At 55.9% G+C, this 19219-nt stretch carries 21 protein-coding genes; 8 read left to right on the top strand and 13 right to left on the bottom strand.

Going from position 1 to position 19219, the window contains the following annotated elements; all coding sequences use genetic code 11:
* The first annotated feature begins 6 nt into the window (after positions 1-6).
* The gene (locus tag BI364_RS15920) at positions 7-645 is read left to right on the top strand and encodes a nucleotidyltransferase family protein (RefSeq protein WP_156782809.1); all 639 of its coding nucleotides are present in this window, start codon (positions 7-9) and stop codon (positions 643-645) included.
* Between the two features lie 126 nt (positions 646-771).
* Here the strand turns inward: BI364_RS15920 and BI364_RS15915 are convergent, their stop codons facing one another.
* Complete coding sequence (locus BI364_RS15915) at positions 772-1773, bottom strand: IS110 family RNA-guided transposase (RefSeq protein WP_083251570.1); 1002 nt, start codon at positions 1771-1773, stop codon at positions 772-774.
* 411 nt (positions 1774-2184) lie between these two features.
* On the opposite strand from BI364_RS15915, the gene BI364_RS15910 reads away from it, so the two are divergent.
* The 3 genes from BI364_RS15910 (at position 2185) to BI364_RS18110 (ending at position 4558) form a co-directional block, all read left to right on the top strand.
* Positions 2185-3162 carry an endonuclease domain-containing protein gene (locus BI364_RS15910; RefSeq protein ID WP_070079573.1) on the top strand — a complete coding sequence of 326 codons (978 nt, stop codon included), beginning with the start codon at positions 2185-2187 and terminating at the stop codon, positions 3160-3162.
* Between the two features lie 75 nt (positions 3163-3237).
* Positions 3238-4047: a toll/interleukin-1 receptor domain-containing protein gene (locus tag BI364_RS15905; protein ID WP_070079572.1), complete on the top strand. Its 810-nt coding sequence runs from the start codon at positions 3238-3240 to the stop codon at positions 4045-4047.
* Between the two features lie 82 nt (positions 4048-4129).
* Positions 4130-4558, top strand: a complete 429-nt coding sequence (locus BI364_RS18110) for a hypothetical protein (RefSeq protein WP_156782808.1) — start codon at positions 4130-4132, stop codon at positions 4556-4558.
* A gap of 507 nt (positions 4559-5065) precedes the next feature.
* Here BI364_RS18110 and BI364_RS15900 read toward each other — a convergent pair.
* Entirely contained in the window at positions 5066-5800 is a 735-nt protein-coding gene (locus BI364_RS15900) for a PEP-CTERM/exosortase system-associated acyltransferase (RefSeq protein ID WP_197495753.1), read from the bottom strand.
* Between the two features lie 194 nt (positions 5801-5994).
* On the opposite strand from BI364_RS15900, the gene BI364_RS15895 reads away from it, so the two are divergent.
* A complete protein-coding gene (locus BI364_RS15895; RefSeq protein ID WP_156782807.1) occupies positions 5995-6237 on the top strand; it encodes a hypothetical protein in 243 nt (80 codons plus the stop codon).
* A gap of 593 nt (positions 6238-6830) precedes the next feature.
* Here BI364_RS15895 and BI364_RS15890 read toward each other — a convergent pair.
* The 9 genes from BI364_RS15890 to BI364_RS19275 all read right to left on the bottom strand — a co-directional run bounded on the left by BI364_RS15890 (position 6831) and on the right by BI364_RS19275 (position 14738).
* Entirely contained in the window at positions 6831-7310 is a 480-nt protein-coding gene (locus BI364_RS15890) for a GNAT family N-acetyltransferase (protein WP_070079569.1), read from the bottom strand.
* 25 nt (positions 7311-7335) lie between these two features.
* Positions 7336-8055, bottom strand: a complete 720-nt coding sequence (locus BI364_RS15885) for an ABC transporter ATP-binding protein (protein ID WP_070079568.1) — start codon at positions 8053-8055, stop codon at positions 7336-7338.
* The gene (locus BI364_RS15880; protein WP_070079567.1) at positions 8052-8765 is read right to left on the bottom strand and encodes an ABC transporter ATP-binding protein; all 714 of its coding nucleotides are present in this window, start codon (positions 8763-8765) and stop codon (positions 8052-8054) included. Before BI364_RS15880 ends, BI364_RS15885 begins: the two co-directional genes overlap by 4 nt.
* Positions 8755-9678, bottom strand: coding sequence for a branched-chain amino acid ABC transporter permease (locus BI364_RS15875; protein ID WP_070079566.1), 924 nt, complete (start codon positions 9676-9678; stop codon positions 8755-8757). Before BI364_RS15875 ends, BI364_RS15880 begins: the two co-directional genes overlap by 11 nt.
* Positions 9671-10552 (bottom strand): branched-chain amino acid ABC transporter permease, encoded by an 882-nt coding sequence (locus BI364_RS15870; protein ID WP_070079565.1) that lies wholly within the window; start codon positions 10550-10552, stop codon positions 9671-9673. Before BI364_RS15870 ends, BI364_RS15875 begins: the two co-directional genes overlap by 8 nt.
* A 131-nt stretch (positions 10553-10683) precedes the next feature.
* Complete coding sequence (locus tag BI364_RS15865; protein ID WP_070079564.1) at positions 10684-11928, bottom strand: ABC transporter substrate-binding protein; 1245 nt, start codon at positions 11926-11928, stop codon at positions 10684-10686.
* A 37-nt stretch (positions 11929-11965) separates the two neighbouring features.
* A complete protein-coding gene (locus tag BI364_RS15860; protein ID WP_070079563.1) occupies positions 11966-13210 on the bottom strand; it encodes an ABC transporter substrate-binding protein in 1245 nt (414 codons plus the stop codon).
* Positions 13211-13286: 76 nt separating this feature from the next.
* Positions 13287-13976, bottom strand: a complete 690-nt coding sequence (locus tag BI364_RS15855) for a class I SAM-dependent methyltransferase (protein WP_197495752.1) — start codon at positions 13974-13976, stop codon at positions 13287-13289.
* A gap of 552 nt (positions 13977-14528) precedes the next feature.
* The gene (locus BI364_RS19275; RefSeq protein WP_070079562.1) at positions 14529-14738 is read right to left on the bottom strand and encodes a LapA family protein; all 210 of its coding nucleotides are present in this window, start codon (positions 14736-14738) and stop codon (positions 14529-14531) included.
* A gap of 334 nt (positions 14739-15072) precedes the next feature.
* Between BI364_RS19275 and BI364_RS15845 the strand changes: the two genes are divergently transcribed.
* The 3 genes from BI364_RS15845 to BI364_RS15835 are packed head-to-tail and all read left to right on the top strand — an operon-like array spanning position 15073 to position 16802.
* Complete coding sequence (locus BI364_RS15845) at positions 15073-15789, top strand: type 2 periplasmic-binding domain-containing protein (protein WP_070079561.1); 717 nt, start codon at positions 15073-15075, stop codon at positions 15787-15789.
* A 35-nt stretch (positions 15790-15824) separates the two neighbouring features.
* On the top strand, positions 15825-16349 hold the full coding sequence (locus BI364_RS15840; RefSeq protein ID WP_070077685.1) for a winged helix-turn-helix domain-containing protein: 525 nt from the start codon (positions 15825-15827) through the stop codon (positions 16347-16349).
* A gap of 15 nt (positions 16350-16364) precedes the next feature.
* Positions 16365-16802 (top strand): substrate-binding domain-containing protein, encoded by a 438-nt coding sequence (locus tag BI364_RS15835; RefSeq protein WP_083251471.1) that lies wholly within the window; start codon positions 16365-16367, stop codon positions 16800-16802.
* Positions 16803-17058: 256 nt separating this feature from the next.
* Here BI364_RS15835 and BI364_RS15830 read toward each other — a convergent pair whose 3' ends face one another.
* Both BI364_RS15830 and BI364_RS15825 read right to left on the bottom strand, forming a co-directional pair.
* Complete coding sequence (locus BI364_RS15830; RefSeq protein WP_070079559.1) at positions 17059-18087, bottom strand: DUF4145 domain-containing protein; 1029 nt, start codon at positions 18085-18087, stop codon at positions 17059-17061.
* A 148-nt stretch (positions 18088-18235) separates the two neighbouring features.
* On the bottom strand, positions 18236-18781 hold the full coding sequence (locus BI364_RS15825) for a super-infection exclusion protein B (RefSeq protein WP_070080150.1): 546 nt from the start codon (positions 18779-18781) through the stop codon (positions 18236-18238).
* Between the last annotated feature and the right edge of the window lie 438 nt (positions 18782-19219).

Genomic DNA, 19219 nt, shown 5'->3' with positions numbered 1-19219 from the left:
TGACTTATGAGTAAGTATCCAAAAAAGACTGGATATAGAGGAATTCATGATGTTTATACTTATGATGTGAGATCTAAACACGGGGATACATATAAAGGTTTGCTTATTGAGATTCAATACAGAACACTGGTTCAGCACGCTTGGGCAACAGCAGTTGAAGTTATTGGGTTTGTTACGGAAAATCAGCCAAAGTTTCAACAAGGTGATCGCCGCTATATAGATTGCATGGCACTTGCGAATGAGATTTTAGCGAGAGTTTACGAAAATAGTAAGGGCGCTTGTTCAGATTTGTCTGATGGTGATCTGCTGCATGAATTCGATTATTTGGATAATGAATTGAATCTCATTAGAACTTTGACGGGACTTAATACAGCGGAGGCTGAAGCTACCCAAAATCGAAATACTATTCTGGTGTTCAAGCCCAATGGTGATCTGGAGGTCTTCTCTTATAGGGATTCAACTGAGGCACTTGACGACCTATTTAGGCGTGAGAAAGAAAATCCGGATCTTGATATTGTTTTGGTGAAGGCAGATACAAGTGAAGAAATAAGGATGGCTTTTAAGAATTATTTTTCAGACGCAAAAGATTTTGTTCGATTTTTAACTCAAGCCAAGAAAAAACTTCAGAATAAACTTGACCAGTGAATTAAGCCTGCTAATTTTTAGAGCGTGAAAACGAAAAACGGGGTCAGGTCCAGTTTTGTAGCATAGAATCAGCGCATACAATACGAGACCAGACCCCATCTGTTGCGCGCAAAGAAGAAAACGGGGTCAGATACCCTCTTGGATTTCAAGTCCGCGCAAGGGGATTCCAGCCTGGAACGGTCGCCCCGATTTAATCACGCCATAGATCAAATGCACGAGCTTGCGCATGCTGGCGCCGATAATGGCCTTCGGTGCCAAGCCTTTGCTTTCCAGGCGTTTGGCTAAAGCGATGATGACCGGGTTATGCCGCTTGGCCACCAAACCGGGCATGTACAGTGCCCGGCGGGCGGCCGCATGGCCGGCTCTTGAGATCGTCGTGCGTCCCCTGACCGACGCACCCGATTGTTTCTGTTTCGGGCTCAGGCCAATGAAGGCGGCCAACGCCTTGGCGCTCTTGAAGCGGCGCGTATCGCCGATGTAGGCCAGAAATTGCGCTGTACTCCGTTTCCCAATGCCGGGGATGGACTGCATCAGTTGGGCGTCTTCCCTGAGCGCCGGGTTGCCGTCGATGTGATCGTCAATCGCGTCCTGAAGCTTGCGGATCTGTTCATCGAGCCAGGCTACGTGCTCATGGACCATATCCGTGACGTTCGAGGGCAGCCCCTGCGCCAACGCTTCGAGCCGATTGAGTTCTTGCTGGCGCATGTCGATCAGTGCCTGCAGCCGATCGACTAACGCCCGCAGCTCGCGCACCTCGCGGCTCGGTGGCTTCCAGATGGCGAGCGCTGCCCGCTGCGCAAACTTGGCCAGTAGCTTGGCATCGGCTTGATCGGTCTTGTTGCGGCTCAATTCGCTTTGGGCAAAGCCCGTGACACGCGCCGGATTGACCACGCTCACCGCCCAGCCTGCATCGGCTAAGGCGATCGCCACCGCTTCGCTATAGGGACCGGTGGCTTCCAGTACGATCGGCGTAGCCACCGGCAACTGCCTACCCGCCAGCCACCGAAGCAGCTCGGCGTGGCCGGCAGCCGTGTTGCTCAATACCTTGGTCTTGTACTTCTCGCTGCTGATCACACAGATGTCGAGTTTCTTTTTCGAAACATCAATGCCGACGGCATGCTCGTTCATTTTATCCATCCTCGTATCCAGGCTCTGTCTCTACAACATGGCCTAAGTTACCCTTCGGAATCGATGAACGAGTCAACGGGCCGGCGGACTTATCTGACCCACAGGCTCTATCGCCTAATGTCTCTCCAGCCTCTGCCGGCCCGGCCGCTTCATCCTCTACAGCTTCTCGATTTACAGCGGCACATTCAAGATACGAGGTCCCGTTTTGTAGCATCGGATCAGTAAAATCAGGGTCAGGCCTCTCTATGTTGCATTCGTGGAAATTTAATGCGTGGGATACGCGGCGTAGCGGGCGTCATAGCGAATAATGATGGATGCTACAATACGAGACCAGACCCCATCTGTTGAGACCCAAAAGCGCTGCTTTTTGCCGCCGGTGATGTGTGGCGTTAGCCATTTTGAGATTGCGACGTGACGCCTGACCATTACACCGTCGTCTATACCGACCATATAAGGAGGATTTTCGTAGTCATCTCCGAGGCTTTTGGCAACTTCGTGCTTACCAAGGAGTGCAAGGGCGACGGCTGTGGCTGCATCGGCTGCGTGTTGCTTCAGGCAACCGTGGGGAACAACGAAGAACAGTACCCGATACTTGATATCGAACGGGGAGAAGAGCTTGATGCGACCCTGATGGCTTACCCGTTTACCGAAGAAGGCGGAATCTTCTTGCTTGGCCTGAAGCACGAGAAATACAAGCGCTATAACGGAACAGTCACAAAGCCGAAGCTTGATGAAATATTTCGAACCCCCGACGCTCTGCTAATTGTTAGAACTGAGCCGGATGGGACGTTCACTCACTCATACATTTCGCCAACAGTCGAGCAACGTGTGATAGCGAAAGGTTGCAAGTCTGGTAACTGCCCCTGCGTTGGTTGCCGCATCGTTGATATGTACTACGCGGCGTCTCCGGACAAAGTCGTGCCAGCGATAGATCGAACCAAGGCAAGAGCGACCAAAGACGGGGAGCTAGTTCTACCGATATTTGAAGATGAAGAAATCATATCCAAACTCCTCAATCGAGACCCTGCAATTCGTCATGAGTTCACTCCAAACATATTTGACTCACCGCTGGAGCAGATATTTTACGAATTGGCGTTTTTTGATCTTCATATTTACCCGCAGCACAAGGTCGGGAAATATCGGCTTGACTTCGCCATTCCCGATAAGAAGATTGCTATCGAACTCGATGGACACGAATATCACAAGACGAAATATCAGCGAACCCATGACGCTCAGCGAGACCGTTGGCTTTTTGGCCAAGGCTGGCATGTACTGCGTTTTACTGGAACTGAGATCTACCACAACCTAGACAACTGTATTGCCGAAGTCTGCTCGTTGACAGGCGTCGAACGAGTTACCGACTTCCATCGCCATGACACCAATAGCTAACCCATCATTCCACCGGCCTTGCGCATAAAGCCGCGCAAGGCCGGTGAATTCAAACGTTAAGCACAAGGAATAGATGTGACTCACGATTATATGTATGTTTTTGAATGTGATTATGGCTCTCGTGTAAAAGAACGCTCTTTTATCAAAGACTTGTTGAAAGAATTTGATAAGGACTATGCAACAATGATTGGTGCAGTAGTAAATAATAATCCCTACTGCTTATCATTTAGTATCGCGGTAAATTTGCAGGGTGACCCCGTAAAATTCGAGTCTTGGCTGAGGGAAAAATATCCAGATAAGGTCAAACGCCATAACATCTTTCTAAAAGACACTTTTAATTACAATGTTCAGACGTTCATTGATGATTTCATGGTTGATCTAGTTTTGACAGAGGAAGGTGGGAATCGTCTTTTCATTTTCCCAGAAAAAAATGCATTTGAAAAAGCAAATCCACAGTATGAGTGTATGAAAAGAAATGAATCTAAAGTATTTATAAGTCATTCTTCGAAAGATAAAGAATTGATCGTAAATCCGTTAAATGCATACCTTCAGGCTAATGACATAGCTACTTGGCTGGATAGTTATGAAATTGACTATGGCGACAATATCTACTTAAAAGTAAATGAAGGAATTGAAAATTCTGATGTTGGTCTTTTTATTCTTACAGACCACTTTTTTGACAGTGCAAGCGGTTGGCCTATGACAGAATTTTCCACATTTTTTATGGAATTAATGAAAAATAATAAAAAGGTCCTTATGCTTAACGCAGGAGTTTCGCCAGAAAATATGCACTCAATGATGAAAGCATATAAATATATATCGTGGAAAAATGGTGCAGGGTTACCTGAAGTCGCAAATGCAATTAAACGAGTGATCAGTGCTTAACAAATCGTTCCACCCGATTCGTCACAGCTACGCGACTCCTCTCGGGTGAACTCAAACGTTAGCCATTTCTAAGGGCTCCCCTATGGATTCAGCTGTAGACCGCTATACAGGACAAATCGTTGATGGTGAGCAACTTTGGTATATCGACCCGGTTGATAAGGAGGGTTACATCTGCCGAGGATGTGGAGTTATGGTTAACCCAGTTTCCTTTGAGGCTCATCACAAAGTACGTCCTCATTTCAAAGAGCTTCCATCCAAACCTCATGAATCGTGGTGCGACGTTGAGGGTGAAGAGAAGCTCGTCGCCAAGGCGCGCAAAGAGCGCGTTACTACTCAGGTAGGGTTTCCAGGCTCTTTCCCTTCAAAGCTACAGCTAGTTGATGAACGGGAGAATGCGAAGAAAACGGGGTCATGCGAAGAAAACGGGGTCAGGTCCAGTTTTGTAGCATCGAATCAGCGCGGGGCGCAGGCTAAGGCCTCGCAATCCAACATCTGCTTCTCATCGACATAAGACATCATCTCAACCATGATCCTTAAACGGCAGCACACGGTTTCGGACGTGAATCTAATTCGCCGCGATTGATCTCGCATGGCGACGCGCCCGACCCGATTTGTTCGACGCATCCCTGCGTCTCAACCCTGCGGGGCTAACGCGATTGTCGTTCCTGACGATTTTTTTTGCTCGCCCAAAGAAATCGGGGAAAGAAATGCGCCCGAAACGTCTTGTCCCTGCGGGCAGGCCTCGCCCGTACACGCCGCCGAGGGGCACGCAGGCATTCGCCATCCGGGCGAAGCCTGCTCGGGCGGCGTCCTGCCGCCCGACCTCAAAAATGAAAACGGAAGAAAACGGGGTCAGGTCCCGTTTTGTAGCATCGGATCAGGAACAAAACGGGGTCAGGTCCTGTTTTGTAGCACCGGATCAGTAAAATCAGGGTCAGGCCTCTCTATGTTGCATTCGTGAAAATTTAATGCGTGAGATACGCGGCGTAGCGGGCGTCATAGCGAATGATGATGGATGCTACAATACGAGACCAGACCGCATCTGTTGCGACCCCAGCTGTCGCGTAATTCGACCCACCAATTGCCGCATGTCGCCATTCATTCCGGTAGTAGCGTCTGAAAGGCTGCTGAAGTAGGCCGCCCGTTGTCCGTGATGCTCGATCAGCGGAGCTAGCTGTCGAAACAAAAGCCCGGACCTTGACAGCAATCGCACGAGCCGCGGCTGCATCATCGCGCAGGCGTGGGCAAATCCATAGGACTCTCCCAGGGCAATAACCGCCGAGTACAACAGCACCGCCAAATAAGAAAAGTTTGTCCTGGCCTGTGCTACATCACTTAACAACCCGTATTCTTGCGATAACGCGTCATCTGAGCGGCGGCGACGAAATGTCGTCGCAATAGCCAGACGCGAAATCTCAAACAGATTCTGCCTTGGAATACCCGCGAGGTCAGGCTGTTCTAGTGATAATTGATAAGCAACCTCAAGTGGTAACGCGATGCCCTCCGGTAAGCTTTCGGCGGCGATGACGCGGACGCATCCCGCGATAGCCCCGCTTTCCCGATGCGTGATATACAAGTGAACCGACATTTCGTCGTACTCGTCACCTTCCCGCTGTCCAGGGCAGTTCTTGGGATGCTCATAGCCCAACTCATCGCAGTACACAGACCAACGCAAGTGCTGTAGGGCGTCCACCTCCTCCAGGCTTGTCGCAACACTCAGGGCAAAATAATCAAACATATCTGAGACGGACACTCCGCCCTCCTTGCCGACGTTACGGCAGTGGCACAACTTCATCCGAAAGCGCCAGTTGAGCCCTGAACCCAAAAGCAGAAACGGCTAGGATTAAATAGCCGGCGATGCCGTCACAACCATCCGAGGGAGAATGTGTTGTGACGTACCGCCGGAAGGAGCGACAACGTTGCCCGCTGCAAGGGATACGGCAGGCGATGATTTGGCAAATAGCCACTGATCAGGAAGCTGGGGCGCTGAGCGCGGCGGGCGAGTGGGTGCCTGATTCAGGCATCGATGCTGCCGGTGGCGCCGGTGCCGACGTCGCGGCAGGGGGCATCGTGGTGGTGGGTGTCGACTCGGTTGAATCCGAGTCAGCTGGCGCGCTCGATTCCTTCTTCCCGCAACCCGCTAATAGGGCAACACCGAGTACGACGACAATCGCGGCTACATTCAGGTGATGCTTGTGCATTACGGTCCCTCTTTGAATATTTTGTAATGGCTCCGGTGACAATAAATCATCGGCAACACGCAAATTGGATGAGCCCACTATCGCCCCAGCGGACTTGTTTTAGCTGGGCGAGCAATCTCTTGAAGGTGTCGCGCATGGGGCGCCAGTGATCCCCGCATTGTGAACACCGGGTCAGTCATCAGCACGTTTAAAACGGCAAAAGAAAAACCCTTCCTCACGGATGTTGCGCGCCTGGCAGATCACACATCGACGTTCCCCAACAACAATCGTGCCAAATTTATTTTATTTCTTAATTTCAATTGGTTATGAAAAGAGGTCGAGATCATGCGCGCGCAACTTGTCTGGCTGGAGCGACGCCAGACATGACGATTGAGTTAACGCATTGAAAAAAAAGACATTTACTTGTCGCCTGCTGGCGACAGTCTCATGCGCGTTGAAAGCGCAGAATCAATATATTGTCTATTCAACAGCTTATAGGACTCAGTCCGCTTGCGTTTGGCGTGCTTTGCCGCCGCTATCACGTTGCCTTCGGTCAACGTGATGCCAATAGTGTCTGGTTAAAAATCGAGCAAATCTGGCTGCTTAGAGTTTTTTCTCCCAAAATTGCGCGCGGCCCATGGCGGGGTCGAGCTGGTAGCCGTCGAAACCGGATTTGCGGTAGCTGGCCTTGGCCGGTGCGTTGCCTTCCAGTACTTCAAGAGTGAGTTTGCAGCAGCCCAGGCGACGGGCGAGCGCTTCGGCTTCTGCGAGCAGCCGCGTAGACAGGCCACGGCCACGAAAGGGCGCGTCCACCGCCACGTCGTGAATATTGAGTAGCGGTCGGCACTGGAAGGTGGAAAAGCCCTCGAAGGCGATCAGCAGGCCGGCAGGGATATTGTCCACATAGGCGAGCAAGGCGTGTGCGTTGGGCCGTGTGCGTAGGGCGGGGATCAAACCTTCTCGCGTGGGCTGCGGTAACGGTTGGCCGCCGCCCATGGGATCTTCGGCGTAGCGCGCTAGCAGCGCCATCAGGGCTTCGGCGTGTGCGGGTGAGGCGAAGTCGGCCTCGATGATTTCGATCATATCGGTTTCCTCGGGATATTGGTGCTCAGCCTTCGGCGGCGAGCATGCCGAAATAGGCGCGGCGTACCGCGTCGTCTTGTTTGAGCGCTGCGACCGGTCCTTCGGCCGCCACGCGACCGCCGTCGAGCACCACGCCGCGGTCGGCGAGGTCGAGGAAGCGCACGTTCTGTTCGGCGATGAGCATGGCCAGCCCGTCGCCGCCTGCGTGACGCAGGATGTCGATGACTTCGTTGACGAATTTGGGCGAGAGTCCCGCCGAGGGCTCGTCCATCACCAGCAGCCTGGGGCGTCCCATCAGCGCTTTGGCGACGCCGAGCATCTTGCGCTGGCCACCGCTGAGCGAGCGGGCCGCGGCGCGCGGTCGGCGGGCGAGGTCGGGGAAGCGCTCGAACATCTGGCGGCGCTGCGTGCGGCGTTCGGCGGCGGACAGGAAGTAGCCGCCCAGCGCCAGGTTGTCGGCGATGCTCAAGTCCGGGAACACGCCGAGTTCGGACATATAGGCGATGCCGGCGCGGATGCGTCGCGCGCTGGGCAGGCGGGCGATGTCTTCGCCGGCGAAGTGGATCGAGCCGCCCCACAGGGGGTGGAGGCCGACCAGGGTGCGCAGCAGTGTGGTTTTGCCCGCGCCATTGGCACCCAGCAGCACCACCGCTTCGCCTTCGTCGACGCGAAGATCGGTCTTCCAGAGTACTTGCAGGCGGTCGTGCCCGGTGTCGATGCCCTGCATTTCAAGCAATGCGCTCATGCGCTTTTCCCCAGAAAGACCTCGATTACCTGCGGATCCTCGGCGGCTTCGCGCAGGGTGCCGCCGAAGATTTCGAGCCCGGCGTTCATCACCACCACACGGTCGGTGACTTGGCCGAGGAAGTCCATCAGGTGTTCGACCACGACCAGCCCCAGGCCTTCGGCTGCCAGCTCGCGCAGCAGGCTGGCCATGGCGTGCAATTCCTCCGGATTGAGCCCGGCACCGATCTCGTCGACCAGTAGTACGCGCGGGCCGGTGGCCAGTGCGCGGGCCAGGTCCAATCGCTTCTGCTGGCCGCTGTTGAGGGTGCCGGCGGGGCGCTCGGCGGCATCGGCTAGATTGAGGCGCGCGAGCAAACCGTCGATGTCGGCGTTGCCGCCACCCCCGAAGTGCGCGGCGACTTCCACGTTTTGGCGGGTGGTGAGCCCGGAAAAAGGCTTGGGTACCTGGAAGGTGCGGTTGATGCCCATGCGCGCGCGTCGGTGGGGCGGTAGACGGCCGAGGGGACGTCCTGCCAGCCGAATCTCGCCGCCGTCGAGGTGGAACATTCCGGAAATGGCGTTGATGGTGGTGGTCTTGCCGGAGCCGTTGGGGCCGGCAAGACCTAGCACCTCGCCGGGCGCGAGCGTGAAGGAGATGCCGTTGAGGGCCTTGAGGCCGCCGAAGGCCTTGTGCACGCCGGCGACCTCAATCAGCGGTTCAGCGCTCATCGGTAGCCCTCCTGCGGCGCAGCAGTGAGGCGAGTCCCGCAGGCAGGAACAGTACCAGCACGACGATCAGGATGCCGTAGGCGAGCTGGAAATACTGCGGGTTGGAGATGCCGATCACGTTGTAGGCGCCGTAGAGCAGCAGCGTGCCGATCAGCGGGCCGAGCACGGTGCCCTGGCCGCCGAACAGTACGAAGACGATGGTGAACACGGTGATCGACAGCGCGAACACGGTTTCGGGATAGAACACGGAGATGTACCAGCCGTAGGTGGCGCCGGCCAGTCCGGCGATAAACGCCGAAAGCAGCCAGGCGACGGCGCGCGCGCGGACCACGTCGATGCCGGCCATGCTGGCGCTGACGGTGTCTTCGCGGATGGCGGCGAGCGCGAGACCGAAGCGCGAGCGACGCAGATAGGCCGACGCGGCCACGGCGAACAGCAGAATCGCGAGCATGGTGCCGTAGGCGAAGTTGGGATCGTAGACCTGCGGCAGGTTGATGCCGTAGGGGCCCTGGGTCAGCGCGGTCATGTGCGGGTTGGCGACCAGATAGAACAGCGCCTCGGCGGCAGCCAGGTTGGCGATCGAGAAATACGCGCCCGAGAGCCGGAACAGCGGCGTCAGCAGCAGCCCGAAGAGCACCGCCACCAGCCCGCCGCCGAGCACCGCCAGCAGCACCGGCCAGTGCCAGAAGCTGATCGCCATGGCCGCGCCGTAGGCACCGGCGCCGAAGAAGCCGACATAGCCGAAGGGCAGGTAGCCGGTGTAGCCGTAGATGATGTTGAGGCCTTGGGCGAGCGCCATGTACATCATCATGTTGAACAGCAGAAACTGGTTGCTGTAGGCCAGCGGCACCAGTGCGAAGCCGATGCCGGTGACGGCGAGGATCGCAAGCGAGGGCAGCCAGCGTTTAAGCACGTCGCACCCCCTTGCCGAGCAACCCGCCGGGGCGGACCAGCAGGATCGCGATCAGCAGCACGAAGGGCAGCATCTGCGACCACGAGGGCAGATAGGTCTGCATCAGCATGAGCGAAACTCCATAGACGATGCCGCCGACCAACGTGCCGAGCGGATGCCCGAGCGAGCCGATGACGACGATGGCGAAGGAGATCAGCGTAATGCCCACGCCGAGATCCGGCTGGATCGCACCGACCATGAAGGGGCTGAAGATACCGGCCAAGGCGGCTAGTGCGATGCCGATGCCGAAGGTCAGGGCCGAGATGCGCTGTACGGAGATGCCGGTGATCGCGGCCTCGTCCGGGTTGGCCATGATCGCGCGGGTGGCGCGTCCCAGCGAGGAGCCGTAGAGGTAGACATAGAGCGCCGCAATGCCGAGCAGGCCGAACACGGCGCTGAGCACCCAGGCGAGCGGGAAGGTCTGCCCGAGCAGGTCTACCGGATGGCCACCGAAGACGTTCGACGGGATCGAGCGTTGATCGTTGCCAAAGGCGAATACGGCGAGTGCCTCGATGATCTGCGACAGGCCGAAAAACAGGATAAAGGAGCGCATTTCCGGGTCGCCCGAGCGCTGCAGCCGGGGCACCAGCAGGTAGTACAGCGGCAGGCCGAGCGCGAGGAATACGACGAATTCGAGCGGAATCGCCCACAGCGGGCTCCAGCCCATCAGGTGATACAGGTAGAAGGCACCATAGGCGCCGAGCATCAGGAAGTCGCCGTGCGCGAGATTGATGATGCGCATGACGCCGAAAATCAGGTTCAGTCCGGCGGCCACCAGGGCGAAGTACAGGCCATAGAGCAGCCCTGCCAGGAGCGCGTATTCAAGCAGACCCACGTGTTGTTCTCCTCGGGATGACCGGTGTGGCCGCTGCGGGTTGCGGCCGGGAAGATCACGCCGGCCCGCGATGAGCGGGCCGGTTGGCGGATGTTAGCAAAATACGGGCGCCTGCCAAGCGCCCGCGGACCTCAGGGCGCGGCCGGGGCCGGGTAGCGTGCCGCGATCTGCGCGAGTTTCTGCGGATACACGATCTTCAGCTCCGCCTTGCCTGCCTTCGGGATAAATTGCCCGAGTGGAATCGACTCGCCGATCTGTTCGCCGTGGGCGTTGATCTTGAACAGGCCGTCGACCGTGAACAGCTTGCCGGAGAAGTCCTGGATGGTTTTGCGCAACGCAGTGGCTTTGAGGCTTGGCGACGCTGCCACCGCTTTTTCGATCACCAGCCCGGTGTTGTAGCCGGCCACGACCGACAGCCCTAGCGGCACGTTGCCGTGTTGGTGGTTCCAGGCACCGAACTGCTTGCTGAAGTCGGTCAGGTTAAGCCCGTAGTTGACCTTGTTGTACGCCAGTGCCGGCGGGGTCACGTAGCTGTAGGTGTAATCCAGCGCCGGATCACCGACGGTCTTGCGGAACAGCCCCACGCGCAGGCCGGGATTGATCGCAAAAGCCAGCTTGAAGTGCAGTCCGCTGGAGGCGAGATCCTGTAGGAAGGCGACGTCGTTGTTGTCGTAACCCAGCTCGACCATGGCCTGCGCGCCCTGTGCCTTGGCCTGGTGCAGGATCATCGCGTAGCTGCTGGTGTTGGTCGGCACTGCGCGGTCGTAGACCAGCTTCACGCCACCGGCCTTGAGCACGCGCACCAGCGTTTCGCGCTGCGAGCCGGTGAAGTCGTTGGCGCCGTAGACCACCGCCACGCGCTTGACGCCTTTTTCGATCAGGAAATGCCCGAGCACCTCGGGCCAGATCGCAGAACCGGGCAGGCCGGTGAGCACCAGGTTGGGATAGCCGCCGGTGAAAAACTTCGCCGAGGTGCCGGTCGGGTCGAGCAGCAGCACGTGGTGCTCCTGGGCCAGCGGCGCGGCCACCGAGGTCAGCACCGAGCCGAAGTCGGACACCAACACCGGCACCCCGTCACGGGTGAGCAGCTGGTTGTAGAGTGCGCCGGCGGTGCCGGTGCTGCTCTGGTCGTCGTAGGCCACCAGCTTGACGGGTACGCGCTTGCCGTAGGCCTTCACGTAGATGCCACCGTGGGCGTTGACCTGATCGGCCCAGAAGGCCAGACCTTTGTATTCGGGCAGCGAGGAGCTGGCGAAGTTGCCGCTGCTCGCGTAGAGCGTGCCCACCTTGAGGACGGACGGTGTGGCTTGTGCGGTGCCGGCGGCACCGAGGGCCAGGGCCGCGGCGAGCGCGGCGGGTTGCAGGAGTCGCTTCATCTGAATTCTCCGGGATCGGGTTGCGTATGCGTACGGATCAGCCGTGTGGCGCGGGATAGACCGCCTTGCCGGTTGCCATCGCATGCGGGTACACCACCTTCATTTCGATCTTGCCGCCGTGTGGCTGCAGCTGGCCAACCGGCAGCGTCTCGCCGATTTGCGCGCCCATGTCATTGATCTTGAAGTGCCCGTCCAGAGTGTCGAGCTTGCCGGAGAAGCCCGTAACCGCCTTGCGCAGATCGGCCTGCTTGAGGCTCTGGGCCTCATCGAGGGTCTTCTGGATCACCAGGCCCGCGTTGTAGCCGGCTACGGTCAGGAAGTTGACCTCATGCCCGGTCGCCTTGCCGTAGGCCTTGGAGAAGGCGTCGATGCCGGGGCCGTAGTTGACTTGGTTGTAGCGCAGCAGTGGCGGCGTGGGGTAGGTGTAGGTCCAGGCCAGCCCGTCGACGCCGACGTTTTTCTCCATCAGCGACAGCAACTGACCGGGGAATACGGTAAACACGCGATTGAAGTGCATGCCGCCTGCCTTGATGTCCTGCAGGAAGGCGATGTCGTTGTTCGGGTAGCCGAACTCCACCACCGTGTCGGGCTTGGTGGCCGCGATCGAGTGCAGCAGGGCACCGTAGCTACTCGTGTTGCTCGGCACGCCGCGGAAGAACACGGGCTTCTGGCCGGCCGCGTCGAGTTTTTGCTTGAGCGTTTCGGCCTGCGACTGGTCGAAGTCGTTGGTCGAGTAGAGCACGGCTACGCGGCCCGGATGATTGTGGATCAGATCCTCGGCCAGCGTTGTCGGCCACACGCCGGAGGTCGGCAGGCTGGTGAGCACGATGTACGGATTTCCGGGCGTGAAGAACTTGGCTGAGGTGCCGGTGACATCGAACAGCAGCGTGCGGTGGACGCGCGCCAGCGGCACCGCCACCGAGGTCAGCACCGAGCCGAAGTCGGCGACCAACAGGTTGACATGGTCGCGGGTGAGCAGCTGGTTGTAGAGCGTGCCGGCCAATCCCGTCTGACTCTGGTCGTCGTAGGCGATCAGCTTGACCGGGATGCGCTTGTGAAAAGCCTTCACGTACACACCGCCTTGGGCGTTCATTTCCTTCACCCAGTATTCAAGCCCGGCGTATTGCGGCTGCGAGGAGCTGGCAAACGGCCCGGAGCCAGCGTAAAGCGTGCCGATCTTGATCTCGTGGGGCGCCTCGGCCGCAGCGGCGGTGCCAGCGGCAAGGCCCAATGCGCAGGCAGCGGTCAGGATGGTTTTCTTTATTGATGTATGTATAAACATTGTCTATCCCTCCTGTGGAATCAGCGAAACTTAACACCCGCGGACATGATGTCAATGCCCGCCCCCGCGCAAGGCATTAATCCAGGGGTGACCGTCGCGCGATGAAGATGGCCGAAATCGGTAAATTGCTAATGGGGTCCAGCGGTTCGCGCAGCGTCACATGCCCGAATCCACAGTCGCGCAGCAGCTGAAGCCAGCGCGCAAGCGTGCGGAAATACCAGGGTGGCGGGTTTGAAAATTGCGGGCCGAAGCCCCTCCACGAACCCGCGCGCCAGCCGTCGCGGTAAGGGCGCTCGCCGCAGGCCGTGACCGGATGAAGCGTCTGTACAACCAGGGCGCCGCCCTCATTGAGCAGCGACGGCACGGCACGCAATAGGTCGTCGACGACGCTGCCACCGAGTAGCGAGAAATTGCAGACGGCCGCGTCGAACGCAAGACCAAACGATTCGGCCGTGATCTCCTCGTAGGCGAGCGTGCGGAAATCCCCGGCGCTGGCACCGCGGGCGGCCTCGATCAGCTCAGGCACGGCATCCACGCCGACGACGCGTATGCCTCGCGCATCCAGCGCCCGCGCAAGCCAGCCCTCGCCGCAGCCGATGTCGAGCACGTCGCGTGGCGACAGGCCGCACACCGCCTCGACGATGGCGTCATCGGTCACCTGTTGCCGGCTCGCAATCCCGCCCGCGCGCACGATATCGATCCACGGCGCAGCATTTTCGCGCCAGGATTCGAGGATCAACGCATCGTTCAGCAGGGATCCCTTCACGCGGATAGTCCGCGCAGGGCGGTACGGAGACGATGTGTGCTTTGTCGAGGCTTCATCAGGGCCGGGTCAAGTGCTTGGGTTGATGTTAAGGCTCGACATTATCCACCCCGAGCGCATTGATGCGTAATTCTGGCCCGCATCGCCCGGCGAGCCTGCCGTTTCGTGGAATGGTTTAGGGCAGCAAGGTCCGCTAGCGTAACGGCCGGCGCGCAGTTAAAAACGTCGTTTGCGACCCCGCCAGACATAGGCTTGTTGATCTAACACCCCAGCTAAAAGCCTTTCCCGATGGTTACCTGACTGATAGGCCTGCTGGATATTCTGCCAACGAATTGCATGTCGCGGCGCAGTTTTTCGTTGCGTCTGGTTTGTGGATGTTTATGTGTAAAAGTTGATGGCATGGGTGCGATGAAGGTGCGATAGGTCTGTTGCGGCAAACAAAGCTGGATAGCCGCCGGCTTGCTGAGGAATGCCTCTGATCGAGACTAGACCCAGCTTGCGCAGGTCAGTTCATCGCCTTCGTGCGAGCCCGTGTTCTGACTAAAGCAGCATCGTTTATAGCGATTTGCGCTTTTGATGTTTGAGGAAGCCATGTAAAAACCAACCGATGATGATGCCGATGGTAAGCAAGAAAAACATAAGCAGAGACCGGGACATCTTGATGGACCAGAATAGGAACTGGATCTCTACGACAGCGACATTTTGTATTATGAAAAGAACGACAAGGCCTGCTAGCAGTAGCAACGATATCAATTTGTAGTTCATTCAATAGCCCTCATCGTTGGTCAGGTTGCCAGTGAAAATAATTCGAATCGGTGCCTGAGGCGCAATGAACGAGTCTGCCCAGTGTCAGGCGAACAATAGCAGCTCCTGGCCGAACAGCGACTTTAGGCTCTCGTTGCAGCGCCGTTGAACCCGCCCCGGCCACTTAGGGTCGCATGGGTTCAACGGCGGTTATCTCGCAGTAAAACATCCCGAGCCAATCTGTGCGCGCAATGGCGATTGCTGCGGCATCTGGGCCTACGGAGATGATTCGCGAAAGAGAATCGCGTGGCAATCATTTCTGTTCGCAACGAAGCCTGGCCTCGAATTAACGCTTATGCCAGTATCATTCCGTGAACGCGGCATTGCGAATGCGTCGATGCTCGTCCGCGATTACGATTTAATCGGTATTTCTTATAATAAAATCAATACACCAGCAGGAGGAATTGGCATGAATAAGGTACGCACCTTGATCTTCTCGGGCTGCGCCGCAGCCGTGCTGTTGAGTACATCGGGAATCGTGCAGGCACAGCAGATGGATCATGCCGCATCGGCAGATCGAAATTCGGCTTACGAAAATTCGCGATACATGCGGGATTTTCCCGCATCGTTATTGAAAGTCCAGCCGCCATGGAACAAACCGATCTACAATGGCACCGAGTTGACCGTCCCTGGCCTGCAAAACGTCCCCGATATTCATGGCGACGTGAACGACCCTCAGCTCGTGGTGTTTTTTGCCGGCAACCAGTACATGCTGGTCAATCATCTGATGAAGGATTTCATGAAGGCTTACCCACGATACAAGCGTGTGGTTGCCTTCACCATGCCGCCAGGAAGATTGATTACAGCCATCAAGCGCGGCGACGGCATATTGATCGGCAATATGCACGTCAACTTAAAACCGGATATTCTGACCGCAGGCCATGGCAGCATTCTGCATCTGCAGGACAAGATGCATTGGTTTTCAAAAACGGAGGTTTATGCGAAAAACAAGCTCGCCATCATGGTTTACAAGGGTAACCCTCAACACGTTACTCATAAGTCAGTAGATTAGGGAACAAATGGCGTCGACTTCGGTCATAATTGGGTATGAAGAACGATGGACGGACATTGACCCGCGAGACGCTGGAAGCGATGCGCTTCATGGCGCTGGAGCGGATGGCGGAAGGCGAATCGCCGGCAGCGGTCTCGGCGTCGTTCGGGATGCACCGGACTTGGGCGTACAAGGTACGGCTGAAGGTGCGCGGGCGCGGCCAAGGCAAGCGGGCCCTACAGTTGCGGCGGGCACCCGGGCGGCGCCGGAAGTTGACCGATGCCCAAGGACGGCAAGTGTTCCGGTGGGTCAACGGCAAGAACCCGCGGCAGTATGGCTTCGACTTCGGTTTATGGACACGCCAGATCGTGCGCGAACTGATCGCACAGCGATTGGGCGTTTCGCTGAGCTTGGCCTCAGTGGGCGCGTTGCTGGCGCGGGTCGGCTTGACTGCGCAAAAGCCACTCCAGCGTGCGTATCAGAGGGACCCTGACGCGATCGAGCGCTGGCAACGGGAAACCTATCCGGCGATCCTTGATTCGATCTTTCTTCAAGCATCCAACTGTTGCCTATATTCCTGACTCCTGAGTAACGGCATGAAGAGCCTGGCTAGGCCAAAACTTCGACTTTGCATGCCCAATCCCGAGTGGGAAGGTATTGCCAAGCATGCAATCATCCCCGCGCTCAAAAAAACCGGTGGCGAATCTCTGGTTAACATCGTCTATAAAGAAAAGGTCAAAAATGGCACGACCTTCCTGACGCACATTCATCATCGGCAGACGCCCGTGCGAATAATGGAGCGCAAGTGTTCGGCGGGTGTCGTCTGGTACACCGAAGCCTACTTCCACGACAAAATCGCCCATCACCCCATCTCGATTGTCAGCGTGCCCGCAAAAGACAATAAAGTTGTGGCCTATACGGCTGGATTAATGCGCAATGCGCCCAATCCAGAGGCGGCAAAGGACTTCATGAAATTCATGGTGGGTTCTACGGCACAAAATCTCTATAAGCGATATGGTTTTATGGCGCCGTAATAAATAAATTTACCCTGAAGGGCGGTCAGCCGCCCTTTTTTTTGATGGCCAAAATATATCGTTGGAGCTGGCATGGCTCAGAGTACGTATCTGGGCTTTATGAATGGCCGCTTCTTGCTTGGTTGAATGGGTGCCCTCGACCCACTCCGGACAGTCTTTTCGCTCTTCAATGAGAGTCGGCTACCACTCTCAAGGCAGTCACTTAATGAAGTAGAGCCCTTCTACACTCTTCTGGGTGTCCACTGAACCGCTGATTCTATTTTTTCCTTTCGGGAGTGTGCGCTTTTAGTCGTTCGGCCTTCGGGCGAAGCACATAAATACCCTGCAGCAGATGTTTCACAACATCCACGCACGTCTGTAAATCCTCCATATCGGGAAAATACGCCCGATGTGCCGATGCATTGCCTGCGTCCAAAACAATCTCGAGCAGCTCCTTATGTTGCCGCGTTACCCATCCGTCATCCACAAACTGTTGTATACGTTGGGCGAATGATCCTGTTGCACGCCCTTTATCCGCCATCGTCATGTCAATCAAGGTACGTAGCCCCATAGTCGGTAGCGAAAGTAACCCCTGCCTAAGCGCCCGATCTACCTCATCGATCACTGACTTCATAGTAGGATCCAGGTCGTCGTACCATTCAGGACGACCTGCCACATCGGCCGATGAAAAAAATCCGCCAGAACCATCACTCTCAATGACGCGCTGGGAAAAATCGTTCCATGCGGGAGCGTGATTCCGCGCGTTTACGTAATTCCACTCATAAGCCTGTGTAATAAGATCCGAGAACGCCTTGTGTTTTAGAAGTCCCTCTGAAAGGCACACGGTTGAATCTTCCTTAAACGGGAAATCGAGGCTCAACCCAGACCACCAACCCGATGCATCCTTCATGTATGTGAACAGCTGCTTTAACCAGTTCTCCTCACTCTGCGATTCCTTAGCAATTTGTTGTACCGAGAGGGGCTCGCTCAAGTGTTCTTTATACAGCAACTGAAGCGTCGGCCATATTTCGTCGAACCCCCGCACCAAGCTATTTGCTGTATCAGAGGAAATAAGAGGTAGAGCAAATACTTTAATGCGATAGCAAGCCGAGTCATTTCTGCCTCGTTCCAGAAAAAGTGCGTTGCTTTCGAGTTTGTCAATCGCACCAAACCATTGCGGATGATCAGCCCGAAACCTTTGAGCTGGAACACCTTCTGGAAACTGGGCGGCCTCAAATATTGCATCGAGGATCGTTATAGCCTCTGGGCCAACTGCTTCTAACACTTCGGAAACGTGCTTTAACATTAGATTGAATTTCCATTGATTGATGGATTACTAGCACGATGGCTGGCTCAGCGACGATTAGTTAAAGATCGAAAGCGACTGTCGAATTGGAGTGGTGTTAAGACGCCGTCCGCTGGCGTAGCCAGTGGGCGGCGTCTTGAACGAGTTGTTAGCTATACCACCTTGAATGTAGCTTCTGGCCAGGTGTCATTGGGTGACCTGCATAGCTATCAAGTAATTGTGGATTGCCTTGAAGGTACTCGCGTGCCCAAGGTTGCAAGTTGAAAGCAAAGCCATTGCGTAAGTCTCCCATATTTGCAGCCAAGTAAGTGATGCCCTTCTTACGCAACCCAGCCATGATTCCATCATCCATGCCAACGTACACACTGTTTTGCTGGTTGAGAATATACGGAACCAGGTAGCCCTTTTCTTCTGGTGTCAGCTTGTGCAGTAACTCTTTTCGCTCCTTGAGAAGCTTCCTGGCCGTGTAGGTCCTTGCTAAATAGGTAAACAAGCGAGCTATGCTAAAAGCGAAAACCAGTAGGAATGTCGGCCCAATAAAGACACGATACTGGCTACGAAACGCATCAATAGCCAGGATCTTGGCATAGTGATCAGGTAGGAAAAGCACAAGGCCGAGTACAGTAAGAACTGCAATCAAAAATGCCGCTGGCACCTTTCTGAAGTACTCCGCTAAGGCGGTAAGCTTGTCCATATCGCGGAACCCCCCGTTGTGAAAGCTAACAGTAAATATAGAGACCGATGGGTCCGGACATTTTTTAATATAGAGCCCCGCAAAATAAGACATTAACAAACTGATTATTAATTACTTTATCATTCTTCTGTCTCTATATGCACATATGAAAACCGGGACACGATACTGCTTCCAATCAAGCGCAAGGTTAATGACTGGTTCTCGCTGCAACCCGGCCATCCAACGGCTTGATTTGGAAGGGGCATGAACGGCCGGATGTGGCCGTGAAGAGACGGAGTAAGAGGCAAAAGACGGCCACCACCGGCCGATCACGATCTTTCCATATCACTATAGTGGACCTTGATTTATTGTCTGAAAATCAGGGTCCACTATAGCAGTCATCCAAATGTAGTGGCTAAAGGGACCGTTATTGGCTGCGGATTTAAGACATACAGGCTC

The organism is Acidihalobacter yilgarnensis (assembly GCF_001753245.1).
GTDB lineage: Bacteria > Pseudomonadota > Gammaproteobacteria > DSM-5130 > Acidihalobacteraceae > Acidihalobacter > Acidihalobacter yilgarnensis.
Note: the sequence above shows the minus strand (reverse complement) of the source record. Positions and strands in the feature narration are given on the sequence as shown.

What these genes read in the sequence shown, in the direction of transcription:
- BI364_RS15865 (WP_070079564.1), bottom strand. Translation starts at nt 11,928, where the DNA reads ATGAAGCGACTCCTGCAACCCGCCGCGCTCGCCGCGGCCCTGGCCCTC.
- BI364_RS15825 (WP_070080150.1), bottom strand. Translation starts at nt 18,781, where the DNA reads ATGGACAAGCTTACCGCCTTAGCGGAGTACTTCAGAAAGGTGCCAGCG.
- BI364_RS18110 (WP_156782808.1), top strand. Translation starts at nt 4,130, where the DNA reads ATGGATTCAGCTGTAGACCGCTATACAGGACAAATCGTTGATGGTGAG.
- BI364_RS15885 (WP_070079568.1), bottom strand. Translation starts at nt 8,055, where the DNA reads ATGAGCGCATTGCTTGAAATGCAGGGCATCGACACCGGGCACGACCGC.
- BI364_RS15895 (WP_156782807.1), top strand. Translation starts at nt 5,995, where the DNA reads ATGATTTGGCAAATAGCCACTGATCAGGAAGCTGGGGCGCTGAGCGCG.
- BI364_RS15845 (WP_070079561.1), top strand. Translation starts at nt 15,073, where the DNA reads ATGCCAGTATCATTCCGTGAACGCGGCATTGCGAATGCGTCGATGCTC.
- BI364_RS19275 (WP_070079562.1), bottom strand. Translation starts at nt 14,738, where the DNA reads ATGAACTACAAATTGATATCGTTGCTACTGCTAGCAGGCCTTGTCGTT.
- BI364_RS15840 (WP_070077685.1), top strand. Translation starts at nt 15,825, where the DNA reads ATGAAGAACGATGGACGGACATTGACCCGCGAGACGCTGGAAGCGATG.
- BI364_RS15920 (WP_156782809.1), top strand. Translation starts at nt 7, where the DNA reads ATGAGTAAGTATCCAAAAAAGACTGGATATAGAGGAATTCATGATGTT.
- BI364_RS15880 (WP_070079567.1), bottom strand. Translation starts at nt 8,765, where the DNA reads ATGAGCGCTGAACCGCTGATTGAGGTCGCCGGCGTGCACAAGGCCTTC.
- BI364_RS15830 (WP_070079559.1), bottom strand. Translation starts at nt 18,087, where the DNA reads ATGTTAAAGCACGTTTCCGAAGTGTTAGAAGCAGTTGGCCCAGAGGCT.
- BI364_RS15890 (WP_070079569.1), bottom strand. Translation starts at nt 7,310, where the DNA reads ATGATCGAAATCATCGAGGCCGACTTCGCCTCACCCGCACACGCCGAA.
- BI364_RS15835 (WP_083251471.1), top strand. Translation starts at nt 16,365, where the DNA reads ATGAAGAGCCTGGCTAGGCCAAAACTTCGACTTTGCATGCCCAATCCC.
- BI364_RS15915 (WP_083251570.1), bottom strand. Translation starts at nt 1,773, where the DNA reads ATGAACGAGCATGCCGTCGGCATTGATGTTTCGAAAAAGAAACTCGAC.
- BI364_RS15860 (WP_070079563.1), bottom strand. Translation starts at nt 13,210, where the DNA reads ATGTTTATACATACATCAATAAAGAAAACCATCCTGACCGCTGCCTGC.